The organism is Dyadobacter sp. OTU695, from assembly GCF_038440355.1.
GTDB lineage: Bacteria > Bacteroidota > Bacteroidia > Cytophagales > Spirosomataceae > Dyadobacter.
This window is the reverse complement of the sequence record NZ_JASATN010000024.1, coordinates 53,518-73,202: the sequence shown is the minus strand read 5'-3', so window position 1 is coordinate 73,202 and position 19,685 is coordinate 53,518. Positions and strand designations below refer to the sequence as shown.

Here is a 19,685-nt window from a genome sequence, read left to right as displayed (position 1 = left end):
AGAAAAAGATGAAGACACTGAGATTTTCAAAGATAGCACTGGTTGCGATTTTCGGGCTGATATCCTATTCATGTCAGGACAGCTTCCTGGAAAAGCCCGCATTAGGGGCATTGAGTGATGCCCAGCTGAATACCAAAGCTGGCGTTCAAAACCTCCTGATCGGTGCCTATGCCGCATTGGATGGGAATGGCGTAGGTGCTGCGAGCGCATGGGACGCCGCGGCGGACAACTGGATTTACGGCAGTATCGCCGGTGGAGACGCAAAAAAAGGCAGCGACGGCGCCGACCAGCCCGGAATCAACTCCATTATGATTTACAGTGCTGGTCCAAGCAACGGCTTTTTCAACAGCAAATGGAAGGCGGTCTATGAGGGAATCAACCGCGCAAATACCGTTTTGAAATTCATACCACTTGTGACGAGCGGCATGACAGACGCGGAAAAGACCGACTATACTGCCCAGGCGAGGTTCCTTCGCGGACACTACTACTCTGAATTGAAGAAAATGTTCAATATGGTACCTTGGGTTGATGAAAATACGCCTAATCCTGCCGCTGTGAAAAACGATGCGGACATCTGGCCGAATATCGAGGCCGATTTCCGGTTCGCGATGGATAACCTTCCCGCCACGCAGTCGGATGTGGGCCGTGTGAACAAATGGGCGGCGGCGGCTTACCTGGCGAAAACCTTTCTCTACGAAAAGAAATACACCGAGGCTAAAACGATCTTCGACCAGGTCATCGCACAAGGCGTCACCAGCAACGGTTTGAAATACGACCTTCTGCCGAAGTTCCAGGATAACTTCGACGCCGCGCAGAAGAACCTGGCCGAATCGGTCTTTGCCATTCAGATGGCTGCCAACGACGGTACCAATACGATCGACAACGCCAACACCGGCGGTATGCTGAATTTTCCCTACAATTCGCCTTTCCGGTGCTGCGGTTTCTATCAGCCGAGCATAGACCTGGCCAATTCTTTCCAAACCGATGCCAATGGTCTGCCGAAAGTGGACGGTTACAATGCCGCTACACTGAAAAACGATATGGGTATCAAATCGGAAGCCGCATTTACGCCGGATGTTACCACCGCGCTCGATCCCCGAATCGATTGGACAGTAGGCCGCCGCGGAGTGCCGTTCCTCGATTGGGGTAACCACCCGGGTCAGTCATGGATCCGCGACCAAAGCTACGCCGGTCCATATTCGCCTAAAAAGAACATTTACTGGCAAGCAACGCAGGATAAGTACTCCGACCAGCATTCATGGGCGCCGGGAACGGCGATCAACGTTCAAATTATCCGTTTTGCGGATGTGTTGCTGATGGCGGCTGAAACGGAAGCCCAACTGAACAACCTTGCGAAGGCGCAGGAATACGTGAACCGTGTGCGGGCGCGCGCCGCGAAGCCGGAGAGCTGGGTTTATACCTACGTCGACCCCGCCAAACCAATGGGCGGTTTTACCAAGACTCCGGCCGCGAACTATAAAATAGCCCAATATCCTGCGGGCGCATTTGCGGCAAAGGGAAAGGAAGGGGCACTGGCGGCGATTTACTTCGAGCGCAAGCTGGAACTGGCCATGGAAGGTCACCGGTTCTTCGACTTGTCGCGCTGGGGTATAGCCGAGCAGACGCTCAATGCGTACATCGCGTTCGAGGGTAAGATCACACCGGATGTGCGGGGTGGGAAATTCCAGAAAAACGTGAATGAGTATTTCCCGATCCCTCAGTCCCAGATCGATATCAGTACACGGAACGGAGAGTCTCCATTGAAACAAAATCCCGGTTATCAATAAACAAGCTAATACCAATGCAAAGGGGCGGTTTATAACTGCCCTTTTTTGTTTATAATAGAAGGTTTTATGGATTAGCATATGAAATTGTCTAAATGGCTTTCGGGCCTACCGATCGGGATTTTTGTTGCGGCTGCCTGCATACAAGCCTGCGGCACAACGGGGCAGTCGGGTGAAAAGGAGCTTACCGGCGAACTTGCCGAAGGCAGGGATGCGGCACAAAAGTATTGCAGCACCTGCCATTTGCCCGTAGCGCCGGAGTTGCTAGACAAGGATACCTGGAAAAACCGGGTGCTGCCCGTAATGGCCCAGTATTTCGGGATCGAGGTGTGGCAGAGGAACCAGTACTTTGCTAATGAAAACTCGGCCATGCCCATTACTGATTGGATGAAGATCGTGGCATATTACGATTCCCTCGCGCCTGCGCAGTTGTCCGCCGCCCGCCCGCCCGTGCCCGTACGCGAGGAATGGGCCGGTTTTTCTTTAAAAACGCCTGCCAACGACACTTCCCGCCTGGCTACCACCACCATGGTCGCCATCGATTCCGTGGGCAGGGCCATTTACACGAGCAGTTCCGAAATGCCTGCATTGGTAAGCTGGGATCACGATTTTAGCAAAAAAACGAAGGCGACCCTGTCGTCCCCGGCCATGCATATACTGTTTAATGGCGATCCGGCGCCCGGCGGCCCGGCGGTAGTGACGGTCGTAGGTGAAATGCGGGCTTACGACGTGTCGAAAGGCGAGCTCTTCCGTTTTAAACCGACGGGCGGGTATGATCCGGTTCCCATTGTAACCGGCTTGCGGAGGCCGTTACATACTGCTTCGGCGGATTTCAACCAGGATGGGAAAACGGATTATGTAGTCTCCGCATTTGGTCATAACCAGGGCGGACTCTATTTGTACCGGCAAATACAGGATGGGAAGTTTGAAAAAGTACCCGTGCGCGAAGTAGCGGGTGCAACCCAATCGGTGACCGGCGACTTTAACGGCGACGGTTGGACGGACATTATCGCATTGTTCGCCCATGCACAGGAAGGTATCTGGCTTTTTACCAACGACAAGAAAGGAGGCTTTTCGGAAAAGCCATTGCTTCGTTTTCCTCCGGTGTACGGCTCGTCCAGCTTTCAGCTCGCCGATTTCAATCAGGACGGTCTGCCTGATATTATTTATACCTCGGGCGACAACAGCGATTATTCACGCATTCTCAAACCCTACCACGGCATATATATTTTCCTAAACAAGGGAGATAACCGTTTTGAACAACAATGGTTCTACCCGGCAAATGGCGCTACCAAAGCAATGGCAGCCGATTTTGACGGCGACGGCGACCAGGATATTGCTTCCATTGCATTCTTCGCCGATCACCTCCATAACCCGGGGGAGAAATTCCTGTATTTCAAAAACGAGTCGTCGAAGGCTGGTTTGCAGTTCCAGCCCATTTCTCTCCCCATTGCCCGGTACGGCCGCTGGATTTGTATGGATGTAAATGATTGGGATGGCGATGGCGACCCGGATATTGTATTGGGAAATTATTCCAGAGGATTTCTCAATCAGGAAGAGGTTAAGCCTGATTGGAATGTTTATTTGCCGTTTATAGTATTACAAAACGATTCCGAAATTTATCCACGCTAATGTCAAATGCAAATGGTTAAATAACCCCCTCATATTGTCGTGATCGCACCCGACGCGTGTATCTGGTCTCAGTTAAATTTGGACAATTGTTTAACTGATAGCAACAAATGAGAAAGATCAGAATTTTTGAACACATCTCCCTTGACGGTGTGATCGAGCACGACAAAAACTATGCTTATGGCGCGTGGACTGCACCGTACCGGACCCCTGCCGGGATGGCTATGCTTCTTGAAGCATACGGTACCACCTTTGACCTGGTGATTGGCCGCCGAACGTACGACGAGTGGTTGGGGTATTGGCCAAATGCCGGAGACTTCCCGATGGCGAACGCTATAAACGCCGCAACCAAATATGTAGCTACCCACAGACCTGATAGCCTAATGTGGGGACCGGTCACCGACTTGGGAGAGGATATCATAGAAGGTGTTCGCAACCTCAAATCGACAAACGGCCCTGATTTGGTTCTTTCCGGGAGTATATCACTAACGTCTGTACTGCTCGACGCCGGATTGATAGATGAGGTTATCCTGATCGTATACCCGGTATTGCTGGGTAGGGGCAAACGCCTTCTTTCAGACAGCTTTGACGCGCGCAGACTCGAATTTGTGAATACGGCGACCACTCCAACGGGCGTAATGCTCAATACTTACCGACACCTGGGAGCACTGACAACCTAATTTTTCAACGGGGTCGCTTTCATAAAAAAAAGCCCGCCCCGGTTAAGTCCGGGACGAGCTCTTTTTGTCACACCTAACTATTTACCTAACTATGATCACTTTCTGCACGCTCTGACTGCCGTCGGCGAGCGTAAGCTTCACTGTGTATATCCCGGGAGCAAGTTTGCTGATATCCAGCCCTTCGGAAGTAACGGCTTTGCGGTCGATTACTTTAACACCCGCCGCATTGTGCAGGATGATTGATTTCACTTTTGCAAAATCCTTGAACTTCAACCGGTCGCTGGCAGGGTTGGGGTAGGCTGCAAGTAAAGCGTTGCCGCCGAACTCCACACTCAGAATGCGGCTGTACGCGAATGCGGCGTCCTTGTTGTTCACTGCGCGGTCTACCATTTTGAGACGGTAATAGTTCAGGCCTGCTGCCGGTGCGCGGTCGACGAAATCGTATTTACGCAACACACTGCTTTCGCCATGCGAAGCCTTCGTGGCGATCTTTTTCCAGCTCGTCGCATCCTGGCTGCGTTCGATTTCGAAGCGGTCGCTGTTGGTTTCTTCGGTAGTCGCCCAGTTGAGCACCGCGGTGCCGGCTTCTTTGGAAACGGTGAACGCCACAAGCGTTACAGGCAATGAGCATTCTTCTTCCGTTCTGACCGTCAGGCTGGCCTGTGCGGATGTCAGCGTACAAAGGTCGCTGTCGCTGTCGACGATTACCCGGTAGCGGTTGCCGCTCCATACGGTAGTAGCTGGCGCGAGGGTCAGCGTATCGTTATCGGCGCCAGAATAGGTTCCGTTTGCATCAGTAGCACCACCCGGGGCAAGGTTGGTCCAGGTGTCACCACCGTCGGTGCTTACTTGCCATTGGTAAGTCAGTGTTCCCGTGCCACTGGCTGTTACCGCAAACGTAGCTGTTTTGGCGACGCAGGTTATCTGGTTTCCCGGCTCAGGCTTGGTGAGATCGATATCGCAAAGCGTCGCGGTAACACAGTTTGCGCCGTCGTTGCTGCCCGATGGGATCGAAGCTGACATAAAGCTGGCCGAATTGTTGACGGGGTCGATTTTGTAAAAGCGGCCTGAGTCGTTGTGGAATGCATAGAGCTTGCCGGTCGCATCTGCGAAAACAGCCCCGAAACCACTTGCGCCGGGCAAACCTGATACCGGCGCGGCCGCTACGGTAACCGCACCGGTAAGTGGGTTGATGGTCGAAATACGCGCATCCGAGGTGAATCCGTAGATCAGCTGCGTAGAAGGCAGGTAGGCAAAATCCGATCCGCCGAAAGGTGCGCTCAATGCGACGCCGTAGGTCGGGCCTGTCTGAAGTGCGAAGCCATTGGTCGGGTCCACCAGTTTCAGGTAGGTCGAAGGGCGGTTCGGATCGACATCGATCACATAGAAATTAGGCTGATTTGTTTGATAAATCATCATATAACCATTCGGCAACTCTACTCCGACGTTGAAACTACCGCTCAGGTTCGCGATAGGATATTCCACAGTACCGCCTTCGCGATCGATCTGCACGATGCTGTTGGTGCCGTTTTTGGTCGCCCACAGCATATTATCGGCCGAGTTATAGATCAGCGAGTTGACGGTCATTGGCAGCGGGGCGATCTCGGTGCGCGCGCCGCTGTTCACATTGTATGCGTAGAGTGTAGAAACAGGTTCTCCGGCAGCAGCGGCCACCTGATAGGTGATACCGTCAGCACAATCGAAGGGCAGGTTTTCGAGGATGGAGTTCGGACAGCTGGCACCGTCGTTGCTGTTCGACGTAATGCTGGTCGAAAGGAGCGTGGATGTAGCTGCGGTAGGGTTAATGCGGTGGAATGTACCCGGGTCGTTGGCAAATGCATAAAGCTTGCCGCTCGGATCCGCAAACACAGCCCCGAAGGAAGTACCCGTCGGCAGGCTTGTCACGACCGCTCCGACGGTACTCGCGCCGGTAACGTGGTTGAGGGTTACCAGTCTGGCGCTGGTGGATTCTATCCCATACACCAATCCGGTAACCGGTTCATACACGAGGTCGGCCACATTAATGGGTGTGCTCAATGCCGTGCCGTAGGTCGGGCCGGTTTGCAATGCGTAGCCGTTGGCGGGATCCACCAGTCGCAGGTAAGTAGCGCGTGCGGGGTTGATATCGATCACATAATATCTTGGCTGATTGGTATTGTAAACCAGCATATAGCCTCCCGGAAGTCCCGTGCCTACATTGAAGTTGCCGCTGAGGTTTGCAATAGGGTATTCGATCAGCGAACCGTCGGCAGCAATGCGTACAATGGAGTTAGTCCCGTTTTTCGTAGCCCAGAGCGTGTTGTCAATTTCGCTGTAAATGAGTGAGTTTACCAGCGCGCTGAGCGGGGCGATCTGTGTTCTTGTGCCGGTGGTTACGTTGTAGGCGTAAAGTGTTGAAACAGTTTCGCCGCCGGCGGCTGCCACCTGGTATGCCACTCCGTTTTCGCATTCGAAGGGTGTCAGACAGCCATTGATCGTAATAGGCTGGCTAACAGGGCCTGTACAGCCAGGGTTCTCGTAACGTGCGTAGTACGTGCCCACGGGCGCCTGCGTAGGATCGGCTACGAGCGTAGCGGGTGAAGGGGTTGATGAAGTGTAAAAACGCAATGTGCTGCCGGCAGGGGCGGGGCCAGCCACCAACCGGTTCAGGTTGTAGGTGACGGCCGGGCAAATCGGCGCATCAGTGCCTGCCACCAGTGTCGGCGCACCTGGTACCGCGAATACGTTCATCGTGGCAGATGACGACGGTGTTGTACAAAGGTTGCTGGTGATCACGCAGCGATACTGGTAATTATTCCACACCGTGGTCGATGGAGTGACAGTGAGCGTGGCGGTACCGCCTCCCGAATAGCTGCCATTGGCCCCTGTAAACGGGGTCGTTTGTAAATTGGCCCAGTTGGCCCCTCCATTGGTGCTTTGTTGCCACTGGTAGGTGAACGGGCCATTGCCGTCGGGTGCAACGGTGAAGTTGGTAGAATTGCCCGGACAAAGTGTTACGTCGGCTGGTACGACGGGAATATCGGTATCGCATTCCACGAATGCATTCGGGCAACTCGCAGCGTCGTTTCCGCCGGATGCCGGGCTGGTCGAGAGCAATGTGGCCGTGTTCGCAACGGGGTCGACGCGGTAGAACCCGCCCGTCGCGTTATTGAATGCGTAAAGTTTGCCGGCTTTATCGCTGAACATACCCCCGTAAGCCGCGTTCGGTAACCCGGTTACCGGGGTGGCATTGGTGGTTACGACGCCTGTCGCAGGATTGATGGTCGTAATGTTGCTTGTTGGTGTGATGCCGTAGCCCAGGCCGGTAGATGCCAGGTAGGCCATATCCGAGGAGTTAAACCCGGCGGAAACCGTTGTTCCGTAATTAGGCCCCGTTTTCGGTGCATAACCGTTAGCCGGATCGACCAGTTCGAGGAATGTAGGGCGCGACGGATCTACGTCCACCACATAAAACTCGGTTGCATTACTGGTATAGACGAGCATGTAGGCATTAGGCAGTTCAACACCCACATTATAGCTTGCCACCGGCAGGTTTGCGATATCATAAACGACCGTTCCCGCTCCTGCTCCGATACGCACGATGTCATTGGAGTTGTTGAGGGTAGCCCAAAGAAAATTGTTGGTAGCGGTGCTGTAAATCAGTGAGTTCATCGCGTAAGGGGTGACGCCGCCGATCTGGGTACGTACTCCTGAACTGACATTGTAGCTTAAAAGGGAGGATTCGGTGTCGCCGGCAAGAATCGCAATCTGGTAAGCAATCCCGTCCAGACAGCCAAATGGCGTTTGCGAGCTCATTCGGAAATTCTGGTTCGCCATGTTGGCTCCCTGAGTAGTGAGGGCGATTTCGCCGGCCAAAGGAGCGTTGGCCTGATTGGCAGTGTTGCTGGCCCCTACCACGTCCTGAAACACATAATAGACTCCCGGAATGCGGTTGCCATTCTGGTTGGTTGGCGTGTTGGTGAGCACCAGCTTGTGGTTGGCCAACGCATTGGGGAGACCGGTGAACGAATATGCACCGTTGGCCCCGACTTGTGTTGAGGCAATGACCGTCCCGGAAGCGTTAACGACATTGACGTACATCGTACCGCCGAAATTGGTGCTGGTTTCGCCGGCATCGACTGTGCCGTCACCGTTGGCGTCGACCCAGACGGTCCCGGTAATGTTGACTGCCACGGCAGCCCCGTAACACAGCACTCCCATGAGCAGGAAAAGTGCTCTGATCAATAGATTTTTGTTCATAAGCAAGCGTTTTGGATAAGGTGAAAAAAACGTTGAATTAGTGTGCATGGAGAAGCCAGGCGCCCCGGCTATGGGTGCCGGTGCCGGCAAAAAAGGTGTCAGTTTTCTTTTTTGGAGGAAGATCCTGATATATAGAAGTAACTGGTGGCAAATATCAAACTAAATGTTAAATTGACACGATCTGAATTATAGAAATGATTCTACAAATTGGTGTTTTAAATGACGAATATTTTTGGTAATGCAATGCCTGAGATGGCGGGTTGGGAGAAGGAGAGAGCCGCTCTTTTTTTAAAAATCTTTCAATGCTTTCGATTTAAAACATCGACAAAATTTGTAGATCAGTAGCTCTGCACGCCGATGCCCACTATCTAAGAGTATAGTGGTAACCTCCGGGTAAGCAGTCGATCTCGGGTGCCGATACGCGCTAATTTTGTATCGCCGCCCTGCCCTGGTGGCAGGTCGTCAGGAATGGCTTTCGGCCAGGGCACGGTGTGAAGTATTCATACCATCAAACACAATGAAATCATGTCGAAGACAACCTGGAATGTAGACACAGCACATTCAGAAGTTCAGTTTAAAGTAAAGCACCTCGTTATCTCGACCGTAACCGGGTTTTTCCGCACTTTCGCCGGTTCGGCAACGACAGACGGAGACAATTTCGAGGATGCCCAGGTCGATTTTACAATCGATGTCAATAGCGTGGACACCGGTCAGCCGGGCCGCGACGAACATTTGCGCAATGCCGATTTCTTTGAAGCAGAGAAATATCCGGAGTTCCGTTTTGTATCTACTTCCCTTAAAAAAGATAAGGGCGATGTATACAAGCTGGCTGGTGACCTCACGATCAAAGGCGTTACGAAGGAAGTAGAGCTGGCAGCCGAATACGGCGGTACCGAGCGCGATCCGTGGGGTAATACCAAGGTAGGTTTTGAGGTAAGCGGGGTGATCGATCGCAAGGATTTCGGCGTTACGTTCAATTCACTTACCGAGACCGGTGGTCTCGCATTGGGCGAAAACATTAAAATTCTTGCCAATATCCAGTTGGCAAAACAAGCATAACGGCCATTATTTAGAGTAGCTGATGTGTGAGAGGGAGTCCCGGTTCGGGGCACCCTCTTTTTCGTTGTAAATGGTTTTGACTTAATTTGCATACCCTATTAAGTAACTAGAATATTCCTGCACCCGATTGTATGCAAATAGAGATCAAGAACAAGTTGAACAATCATGAATTGTTTCGTATTAAGAGAATGAAAGAGGTGATTAAAACCACTAACCCGCACGGTCACAAGGAATATCTTGAAATTATCTTTCTTACCCAGGGCGAAGGTTTTCACCAGATAGATCACCACCATTTTCCGGTGCGCGGCAATAGCTTGTACCTCGTTATGCCGGGCCAGATCCATAACTGGGAGCTAACGGCCATTCCCAAAGGCTTCGTGATCATGGTCCAAAAGGATTTCCTTCTTGACCATCCCTTGTACGATGCCCTTTTCCAGGCTTTTCCCTTCACGTTCAGCAGCGGCTATCATCTCGAACAAACGGGAGCAACAGTGCGCGGTATTTTCGAAAGTATTGAAAATGAGCATGCAGGACGGCAGCCGAACTATCAGGCTATTATTCAGACATACCTGTTGCTACTCTTTAATTTACTGAAACGCGAAGCGCATATCGAGCGCAGCCAGCCGGAACCGCCTTTGCTTAAAAGCTTCTTCGAACTGGTGGCGGCCCATTATAAAACCTCACATGAAGTGGCTTGGTATGCCAGCCAATTGAATGTGACGTCTAAAACCCTGAATGCCAACAGCAGGAAATTTCTTGACAAAACAGCCGGAGCGGTGATCAACGAAAAGCTGACGGCGGAGAGCAAGCGGCTGCTGCTGTACTCTCAGGCAAATATGGGCGAAATTGCCTATGAACTCGGTTTTACGGACCCGTCGCACTTTAATAAATTCTTCAAAAGACAGACCGGCGTCTTGCCGAGCGTTTATCGCAAAGGGATTTCCTGAATGTACCAGTTTTCGGACAGAAAGTACAAAAGTCTACTGAATTTGTAGGGTTATTTTTGCCGCACCACTCAACACCATGAACGGGCCGAAATAACCCCTATGAAATTCCTATTTACCCTTACAGTTCTTTTTTGCCTGATGGCGTCGGCCGGGGCGCAAGGCCAGGTTGTCGTTACCGGCAAAATCACCGACCAGCAAACGGGCCAGGGACTCCCCTTTGCCTCCGTTGCATTATACCGCTCGATCGATTCGGTGCTGGTAAGCGGCACGCTGGCCGACGATAAGGGCGGCTTCCGTTTCGAAAAGCTGGATGCCGCAGCGTACTATCTGGAATCTCAATATATGGGATACCGCAAAGCCCGTACACAGGTGCCCGCGGGCGGCGGTGTGCGGGAATTGCCGCCTGTTGCCATGCAGGCAGATGGCCGGGTGCTCGATGCGGTGGATGTAACGGGCAACCGTGGCGCGGTGGAAAGTAAGATTGACCGGCAGGTGTACCGCGCAGGTGCTTTTATGGGAAGCCAGGGGGGAACTGCCGTGGATGTGCTCAAAAACACGCCATCGGTGACGGTAAACAGTGAGGGCGACATTACCTTGCGGGGCTCGACGGGCTTTCTGGTGCTCGTGAACGGCAAGCCCGTGCAAACCGACCCGGCTGTCGTGCTCAGCCAGATTCCCGCCAACAGCATTGAAAACGTTGAAATCATTACCAGTCCTTCCGCGCGCTATGATCCGGATGGCAAATCGGGAATCATTAATATTACTACTAAAACCGTTGAAAAAAATAGCCAGAGCCTGATCGTGAATGTTCAGGGCGGGTTGCCTTCTGTTCACACTTACCATAACTTGAAAAAACCGCAGCGTTTCGGTGCCGATGCCGCCTGGGGCATTAAGACGGGCAAATGGGAGGTGAACCTCAGCGGCAGCTATCTGCGCAATGATATCACCGGGCGGAGGATAGGCAATGTGAACACAACGATTGGTAATGTGTTTACCTCCTTCCCATCCGACGGCGAGCGGAGTTTCAAGCGGTACAATTACACGGCGCGGGCATCGGTCAGTTTCACCGCCGATCCTTCGAATGTGTTTTCAGCAGGTTTTTATAAGGGGTATCGTTTTCAGTCGAGGAGGGCCGATCTGGTTTATAATAATACCAAAACTGACCTGGAAACGGGGCAGAACGTGGGGAGGATTACCTATTTCAACTCCAATATCGCCCGGAAAACAGCCGACGTAATGTCCGGTAACCTCGATTATCTGCACCGTTTCGGTAATAAATCGGAGTTGACTCTGTCAGGACTGGTCGAATCGGCGGAACTGGATGGGTTAACGACTAACATTAACCTTGCTGAGCCAGGTCGTACCCATACGCTGCAAAGCACGCGCAACCCGGGAGAGAACCCGCTGAATGCATTCCGCTTGCAGGCGGATTACGTCGTGCCGGTCGGCAAAGGCAAGCTGGAAACCGGTTACCAATACCGGAACCAGTTGCAGAAAGGTTCATTTCAGTATTTAGATCAAAACCTTGAAACCGGTGAATTTGTGTTGGTACCCCAGTTTTCGAGTCCGACGCGCCTGTCGAACCACATTCACTCGGCGTATGGACAATACAGCGGGAAATCCGGGAAATTGGAATATTCCGGCGGCTTGCGATATGAATATGCTACCCGGCAGTTCAGCGCAGCAGGTACTGCCACGCGGAATCTCGACCTTTCGAATTTCTTCCCATCGGCACAATTACAATACCAGTTTTCCAAAGGTTGGCGGGGAAAAGCGGGTTACACGCGCCGCGTGCAACGCACGACGAACAACGAGCTGAACCCATTCCCGGAGCGCGAGCATTCCGAAACCCTCGAATCGGGCGATCCGGACATTTTGCCCGAATTCATCGGCCAGGCAGAGGTGGGCATTGTGAAGGAGTTTGAAAAAGGTAGTGCATTCGCAACATTGTATAACCAGCGTATCAAAAACGTCGTTAATCGGGTTAACAGCGTGTACAACGATACTATTGTCAATCGCATTTATACGAATGCAGGAACGGCTACCTCGTGGGGTGTGGAAGTAGGCGGAAATGCCAACCTGACGAAATGGTGGCAGCTTTACGCGGGCGCGAACGTGTACCGGTACGCGATCGAAGGCGGGCTTTTCCGGAATGCCGTTGTCGTGAATACGTCGAGTGTGGTATACTCGCTGAATGCGAACACGACATTTAAAATCGCTCCGGCGTTTCAGGTGCAATGGGCGATCAGTTACCTGTCGAAAAGGGTAACAGCGCAAGGGGAGGACTCCCGGTTTGTGAATCCGTCGTTATCGTTGAAGAAGACTTTCCTGAAAGGCAAGCTCGCGGCGACATTTCAATGGCAAAACATGGATTTAGGGATCGTGGGGGCCAATCAGCAACGCATATCTACCTGGGGCAAAGATTTTTACACAACCACCAACTATATCCAGGAGGCCGACGTTTTCCTCATTAACCTAAGCTACAATCTTAACCAGCTCACCAAAAAAGCAAAACTCCCGGCCAGCGAGTTCGGAGAGCGGGAGTTTTGAGGTAAAACCCATGACTCCCGTTCAGCACCCGCATCAGTAATTTTGCCGCTCGCATTGCTTGTAGATTTACCAACTACCCAACTAAACCCCATGGATTCAAGAAGAGATTTTATTAAAAAGGCGGCGTTGCTGGCTGGCGGTGCGGGCGCGGCGAGTTTGTTCCCCGAGTCGGTGCAGCGGGCGATGGCGATCAGCCCTGCTCCGGGTACTACCTATCTCGATGCCGAGCACGTGGTGATCCTGATGCAGGAAAACCGTTCGTTCGATCACTGTTATGGCAAGTTACAGGGCGTCCGCGGATTTAACGACCCAAGGGCGATCGATCTGCCGAATAAGAATAAGGTCTGGCTCCAAACCGATCTGAAAGGCGATACTTACGCGCCATTCCGCCTCGACATTAAAAATACCAAAGCTACCTGGATGCACGATCTGCCGCACTCCCGCGAGTCGCAGGTGGATGCATACAATGGTGGTAAATACGATAAATGGCTCACTTCCAAGCGTTCTGGCCATAAGGAATACGCCGAAATGCCGCTCACACTCGGCTATTATGACCGGGAGGACATTCCCTTCTACTATGCCCTGGCCGATGCATTCACCATTTGCGACCAGAACTTCTGCTCGTCGATGACGCCGACGCACCCTAATCGCTATTATCTCTGGTCGGGTACGATCCGGGAAAAGCCGGAAATGGATTCGCTGGCAGTCGTGCGCAATAGCTACTTTTCCATCCATAAACCCGTGAAATGGAAGACGTTCCCGGAACGTATGCAGGAGGCCGGTATCAGCTGGAAATTTTACCAGAACGAGGTAGGTGCGGTTATGCAATTCCATCCAGGCAAGGGCTCCTGGCTGAGCAATTTCGGATGTAATCCCCTGGAACGTTACGCGCAGTACCGGGTGAAGTTTTCGAAGGATTTCATCCATTATGCGCAACTGGAAGTCGCGAAGATCAAAAAAGACCTGCCTGAATTAAAGGAAAAGATCGAGGCTGCGACCGGTGCTGAAAAAGACAAGCTGACGAAGTCCTGGGACCAGCGGCACGCATTGCTCGAAAGGCTCGAAACCGATCTGGCGGAGCATAGCGAAGAAAATTTCAGGAAACTATCGGTTTTTGAGCAGGAGCTGCACCGCAATGCGTTCGTAACCAACCGGGAAGATCCTGACTATCTCGAACTTACATCGATGTTTTACAAGGTCGGCGATTCGGGTCAGAAGATCGATCTTCCGAAAAGCGATATTTTCTACCAGTTCCGCAAAGATGTGAATGAGGGCAAGCTGCCGGCAGTATCATACCTGGCGGCGCCTCAGAACTTCTCGGATCATCCGTCTGCCCCGTGGTACGGCGCATGGTACATTTCCGAGACGCTCGATATTCTCACCAAAAATCCGGAGGTATGGAAGAAGACGATATTTATCCTTTGCTATGACGAAAATGATGGCTATTACGACCACGTGCCACCGTTTTCGATTCCCGATCCGATCAAGCCGAACTCGGGAAAAGTGTCGGCCGGGATTGATGTGAAAGCAGAATATGTACCATTGGAACAGGACGAAACCCAGGTGCCCAAGGCGAATGCACGGGGTGGGGCGATCGGTCTGGGTTTCCGGGTGCCGCTGGTGATCGCATCGCCGTGGTCGCGGGGCGGGAAGGTGTCTTCGCAGGTTTTCGACCATACTTCCATCATCCAGTTTCTGGAAGAATTTACGAGTCATAAATCCAAAAAGCAGGTTCGTGAAACCAACATTACCGAATGGCGGCGGACGATATGCGGTAATATCAGCTCGGTTTTCCAGCCATTCGATGCGTCGGCATACAAAAAGCCCAAGCCGGTGGACCGGGATGAAATCCTGACGACGATTCATAAGGCACAGTTCAAAGAGGTACCGGCGAATTTCAAGGCATTGAATGCAGCCGAGATCAGCAAAATCAATGCAAACACATCGGCGTCACCATTGTTGCCGAAGCAGGAACCGGGCACGCGGCCGTCGTGCGCGATTCCTTACGAGCTGTATGCAGATGGTGCGCTTTCTGCCGATAAGGCCTCTTTTGAAGTCCGGATGCATGCTGGAAATAAGGTTTTCGGCCAAAAATCGGTAGGGGCTCCGTTTATCATTTACGCCATGAACCCCTACGACGGCGAAGCATTGCGGGTGTGGAATTACGCGGTGAAGGCCGGCGATACGCTCACGGAAAGTTTCAAACTGGCGAGCTTCGAAGGTGGCCGGTACCATTTGCGGGTGTACGGGCCAAATGGCTATTTCCGCGAATTTGCAGGTCATGCAAGAGAGGCGGAGGTGACGGTTAGCTGTGGCTATGTTTTGGGTAAAACAGGCAAGCCTACCGGCGACGTGGAGCTCGTTTCGGTCAATAAAGGCAAAAAGCCGCTGAAACTTGAAATAACAGACAACAGCTATCACCAGAAGAAAATCGAAGTAAATCTGCCTGCCGACCGGACCGTAAAAACGGTGGTACCGGCCATTCAAAGCCACCAATGGTACGATTTCAATGTACGGACTGGCTCAGAGGATGCCGTAAGGCGCTTTGCAGGCCGGGCAGAGACTGGAAAAGAAAGCACCACCGATCCGTTTATGGGCGGGGCGACAGGCAGAATTTGATGGAGAGCGTCGAGAGCCGCCGGGTTTGGAAGCAGTGCGCTATTGCTGCATTTCTCTTACTTCCGCGTAGCCATCGAATTCGTAGATCGGGCAGCTGGCGGCGATGGTCGTCGCTTCGTCGAGGTCTTCCGCTTTGAGTAGCAGAAAGCCACCGACTATTTCGGTGCCGACCTGGTGAACGCCTTCGCTGGGGTGTCCGTCTTTGATGATCCGGCCGTTGAGCGTCAATCCGCTGCCGCCTGCGAGCTTACCCTTGGCGCCCCATTCTGCAAACCATTGGGACCAGTTTTCACGATGTGCTGCGATTTCTGTCTCCGTGTGGGAATCCTGCCTGCCATCAGGCTCGCGGAAAATGACAATGTAATTTTTCATCGTTTTTCAGTTGAAGTGAATGCTTCAAAAGTAGCAAACCGCTTCAACCCGAATGCATTCTAAATGTTTTTTTAATTACTATTTAATGGCCACCTGTGCTTCAAATGACCATAAATGCAGGCGCCTGACACTTCTACGTCACCGCGCCCGGCTTTGCTCGGTTTCCCCTGTGGATCTGCTGTTAAATGTGATTTTTCCCAACCGTCCGAAGCGGTACACGGCGCTGATGCCGAAGTACGCCGTGGAATAGGTGCGACGATAGTAAATTTGGGTAGCTCCGACGCTGTATTTACCGTGAACATGGCTCTGGTGAAATATGTCATTGGCCGTTAGCCTGATTTTCAATGCGGTCCTGAAAAAATCTTTCTCTACTCCGACGGTTACGGTAGACCGGCTGAAATCGTTGTAAAGCCCTTGTGACCTTTCGCTGAGGTACCAGGCCATCAGCTGGATTTTGAGAAAGTGGTTTATATCAAAAGTATTATTGGTGTAAGCATAAACCTGGGGCATGGGTTTGAGAACTTCAAAGCCGTATTTATTATCAACCAGCTTGTTGCGGCTTATTGTCACGGTGTTCGTCGTACTCCACCAGTTGATATTGAATGTCGCTGAGGCGGTGATAAAAAGGGCATGTTCCTTCGCGAGGTTAATGCCTTTGAGAATGTAGCTGTTCGGTGAATCTCCGCGCAATGCGGCGCCGCTAATCCTGTCCCTGGTGTACGTGTAGCCCGCCCGGACATCCAGCTGCTTGTATTGCAGGCCCGTTTCAAACGTATGGATCTTCTCTGGTTGCATATTCGGATTACCTTCTATGGTCGTGAAGGGGTCCTGGTAAATCACAAAAGGGTTCAGTGCCTGGTAGCGCGGGCGGGTGATCTTTGAAACGTAGGAAATGCGGCTTTGCAGACCATTAGCGAAGTTTCTACTCACAAAAAGGGTGGGAAAAACATTGAAATAGCTGTCTCCGATGTTCTGACCGCCCCGGGCCGTCGTGTTGAGCGTGTAATGCGTATACTCGCCGCGCAAACCCGCGCCAAAGCGCAGGTTGCGTTTCGAGCTTCCCACGTAATTCACGTAGGCAGCTGGTACCTTTTCCAGGTAGCGGAAATTGCTGCTAAGACCGGGATCAGGCACGAAAGGATTGTCGCCGGCGGAAACCAAAAAGCCGGTGCCGGAGCCATTGTCCGCATAGCTGAATTTTGCGCCGGTTTCGAGTTTACCGCCGTTCCGGAATGCCTTGGTGTAATCGACCTGGGTACTGGAAATGCTGATCCGGACAAGCACATCATTGAGCAAATTGCGGGATGCCGTACTATCGCCGATGAGGCTGCTCTCGGCAATGCGATCGTGCTGGTCGGTTTTAAAGCGGGCATACTGGCTGCCGACGAACAACGCAGAGCCCAGCGTATCCAATGTCTGTTGAAAATTGAGCGTAACGGCATGGTTCCAGCGTTCTTCGTTCTTCGCCACGCGGCTTTGGTAGAAACTGCTTCCCGAACCGTCGGTGAGCGCATTTCCGCTGTTCTGGCTGCCACCGAGACTGTTCAGGTTTCCTTTGTAGCTTAATGACACATAGCTGTTCTCTTTCAGGTTCCATTGCGCGCCCGCACCGAAGTTGGAGTAATTACGCATTTTCCGCTGCCAGTCGGTGGTGAGGTCGGAATGCAGGTATTCGACCGGAGAGGGGCGTGTGCGTGTGGTATGCAGCACTTCGCGACTGTTGCCCGTCTGGAGGGCATAGTTGGCTTGAAACGATAACCTGTCGTGCATGTATTGTGCATCGGCGAGCGTATTGAGCTCGCTGCCGGCGAAACTTGTGTAGGCATATTGCTGGGTTACGGAGCCTGTCATACCATCATTAATCACCGATTTTGTAATGATATTGATCACCGCCTTGCCCGCGGCATCGTATTTCGCCGACGGGTTGGGGATCACCTCCACACGGGCAATGCGGCTCACGGGGATGGCCGCCATTTGCTCATACGTAATGGCCTGCCCGTTCAGAAAAATCAACGCTTCGCCACGCCCGGCAACGCCTGCGCGCCCTTCCGTGAACACAATCCCCGGCGACCTTTCGAGCAGTTCCGTCGCGGACGTGCTGCCTGCCAGAATGCTACCCGTAACCTGGATTTCAGTGGTCCCGTTCGTGCCTTGCCGAACAAGCGGCGCCTGTCCGCGCACGGTTACGCCCGCGAGCGCCTGTGCCTGCTCGTGCATGAGGACCGTCCCGATGTCGATGAGCGTGCGGCCGTTCCGGTTCACTACGATAAGCGTGTCGGCAAGACCGATGCTACTGAGCCGTATGGCCACCGTTTCAAGTTGGATGCCTGTGAAAGTAATGCGGCCGTCTTCGAATGGAGCGCCTTGCAAAAGTGTGGAATCGGGCAGGGCGAGCAGACGGGCGTACACGGCTACCTGCTGCCGGTTTGCGCCGACGGCATTACCCGAAACCGAGTAGCGGCTCTGTGCAGCTGCGATTTTGGTAAGAAAAACAAAGAGGATAAGGATGCCGGAAAGCTTCATGGCGGATACAATGGATCTGATTTGAAGCAAAAGTCCAAAGTGGGCCGTTTCCGGAGGTATGTAAAAGCAGAATCAGGAGTACGGATTTATAAATCAGTACTTTGGGTATTAAGTAATTGGTTGATTGATAGTTTGTTGATAGGATGAAGGAGTGGCGCTTTTGACCTTCTTGAAAGCTGCAAAGAATGTAGATTTGGAATTAAAACCCACCTCGTAACCGATCGCTTCCAGGGTAAGGTGCTGCTCGGTCGCGATCATTTTACAGGCTTCCGCGATGCGCCATTCGTTGATGTAGGTCGTGAAATTTTTACCGAGCCGGTCGTTCAGCAATGCCGAAAGCTGGTGGCTGGAAACCTGTATTTCCCGGGAAAGATCGTGCAGTTTCAGGTCCGGATTTTTGTAAACTGCTTTTTCGGTCATCACCTTTTCCAGCTTGGCGAGCCATATTTCGGCGTCGTTCTCATTGAGTTTCTTCGCAACGGGTTTGTCGGGCAAAAGTAAAAACAGCTCGTCGGTTTTCTTCTTGTAGATCACGAGCGTGATCATCAGGTAAAGAATAAGCGAGAATGCAATGGAGCCACTGATATAGGAAGCGAAGGGCGCATTGATCAGCGAAGAAAAATACAAAAGGAAAATCAGCACATTGCCCAGGAAGATCATGGAGATCCAGGTCTCCGCCGGTTTCATGGTATAGGAGCGGCTGAATTGTTTGCGGAGCAAATCGCGGATCAGGATACCCGAAGCCAGCAGGAAACCAAACCACTGCACATATATTGCTCTGGCAATCAACTTGTTCCATAAAGCAGGGTATTGCTCGTAAGGGAACATAATGCCTACGCCCAGGGTAAGAGCTGCGAATGCAATGAGCGTCCACACCCAAGTCTTTGGGAGTTTTTCCAGTGGCGTTAACGCCGATCTCACGAAATAATACAAAAACGGCCCGATGAAAAAGCAGGCTGAAAGGCCGATTTGCAGGTAGATTTTGGGCAATGCGCCATCAAAATACAAACATACCGACTTGGCGATCCGGACGCTGGACGCCAGCAGCAACGCGCCGAGGAAGTTGTTGGCCAGGTATTTCTTTTGGGTAAAAAACAGGAGGAATATTCCGAGGAGAATTCCATTGAAAGCCCCCAGCGCGCTGAAAAAGAACAGGATTTCTTTGCCTATATTCATAAAACAGAACCGATTGTATCCCAAATGTAACTGTTTGGCAACCGGTTTTCAAGCCGTATTTACGAGTTGTCCGTTCTGAGGCCGCAGATGTTCGGAATCGGACATTC

The 19,685-nt window shown here is 52.2% G+C and carries 11 protein-coding genes; 7 read left to right on the top strand and 4 right to left on the bottom strand.

What is annotated here, in order from left to right; genetic code table 11:
• The first annotated feature begins 8 nt into the window (after positions 1 to 8).
• The 3 genes from AAHB90_RS28425 to AAHB90_RS28415 all read left to right on the top strand — a co-directional run bounded on the left by AAHB90_RS28425 (position 9) and on the right by AAHB90_RS28415 (position 4,093).
• Positions 9 to 1,787 (top strand): RagB/SusD family nutrient uptake outer membrane protein, encoded by a 1,779-nt coding sequence (locus tag AAHB90_RS28425; protein ID WP_342088663.1) that lies wholly within the window; start codon positions 9 to 11, stop codon positions 1,785 to 1,787.
• A gap of 78 nt (positions 1,788 to 1,865) precedes the next feature.
• Positions 1,866 to 3,416 carry an FG-GAP repeat domain-containing protein gene (locus AAHB90_RS28420; RefSeq protein WP_342088661.1) on the top strand — a complete coding sequence of 517 codons (1,551 nt, stop codon included), beginning with the start codon at positions 1,866 to 1,868 and terminating at the stop codon, positions 3,414 to 3,416.
• Positions 3,417 to 3,523: 107 nt separating this feature from the next.
• A complete protein-coding gene (locus AAHB90_RS28415) occupies positions 3,524 to 4,093 on the top strand; it encodes a dihydrofolate reductase family protein (RefSeq protein WP_342088660.1) in 570 nt (189 codons plus the stop codon).
• An 81-nt stretch (positions 4,094 to 4,174) separates the two neighbouring features.
• On the opposite strand, the gene AAHB90_RS28410 is transcribed toward AAHB90_RS28415, so the two are convergent.
• Complete coding sequence (locus AAHB90_RS28410) at positions 4,175 to 8,332, bottom strand: DUF6923 family protein (protein WP_342088659.1); 4,158 nt, start codon at positions 8,330 to 8,332, stop codon at positions 4,175 to 4,177.
• A 525-nt stretch (positions 8,333 to 8,857) separates the two neighbouring features.
• Here AAHB90_RS28410 and AAHB90_RS28405 point away from each other — a divergent pair.
• The 4 genes from AAHB90_RS28405 (at position 8,858) to AAHB90_RS28390 (ending at position 15,507) form a co-directional block, all read left to right on the top strand.
• Positions 8,858 to 9,391: a YceI family protein gene (locus AAHB90_RS28405; RefSeq protein WP_342088658.1), complete on the top strand. Its 534-nt coding sequence runs from the start codon at positions 8,858 to 8,860 to the stop codon at positions 9,389 to 9,391.
• 131 nt (positions 9,392 to 9,522) lie between these two features.
• Positions 9,523 to 10,338: a helix-turn-helix domain-containing protein gene (locus AAHB90_RS28400; RefSeq protein WP_342088657.1), complete on the top strand. Its 816-nt coding sequence runs from the start codon at positions 9,523 to 9,525 to the stop codon at positions 10,336 to 10,338.
• A 99-nt stretch (positions 10,339 to 10,437) separates the two neighbouring features.
• Positions 10,438 to 12,888, top strand: coding sequence for a TonB-dependent receptor domain-containing protein (locus AAHB90_RS28395; RefSeq protein WP_342088656.1), 2,451 nt, complete (start codon positions 10,438 to 10,440; stop codon positions 12,886 to 12,888).
• Positions 12,889 to 12,978: 90 nt separating this feature from the next.
• Positions 12,979 to 15,507 carry a phosphocholine-specific phospholipase C gene (locus AAHB90_RS28390; protein ID WP_342088655.1) on the top strand — a complete coding sequence of 843 codons (2,529 nt, stop codon included), beginning with the start codon at positions 12,979 to 12,981 and terminating at the stop codon, positions 15,505 to 15,507.
• 39 nt (positions 15,508 to 15,546) lie between these two features.
• Here the strand turns inward: AAHB90_RS28390 and AAHB90_RS28385 are convergent, their stop codons facing one another.
• The 3 genes from AAHB90_RS28385 to AAHB90_RS28375 form a co-directional block, all read right to left on the bottom strand.
• Positions 15,547 to 15,879: a YciI family protein gene (locus tag AAHB90_RS28385; protein WP_342088654.1), complete on the bottom strand. Its 333-nt coding sequence runs from the start codon at positions 15,877 to 15,879 to the stop codon at positions 15,547 to 15,549.
• A gap of 138 nt (positions 15,880 to 16,017) precedes the next feature.
• Entirely contained in the window at positions 16,018 to 18,402 is a 2,385-nt protein-coding gene (locus AAHB90_RS28380) for an outer membrane beta-barrel protein (protein ID WP_342088653.1), read from the bottom strand.
• Positions 18,403 to 18,510: 108 nt separating this feature from the next.
• Complete coding sequence (locus tag AAHB90_RS28375) at positions 18,511 to 19,578, bottom strand: helix-turn-helix domain-containing protein (protein ID WP_342088652.1); 1,068 nt, start codon at positions 19,576 to 19,578, stop codon at positions 18,511 to 18,513.
• Between the last annotated feature and the right edge of the window lie 107 nt (positions 19,579 to 19,685).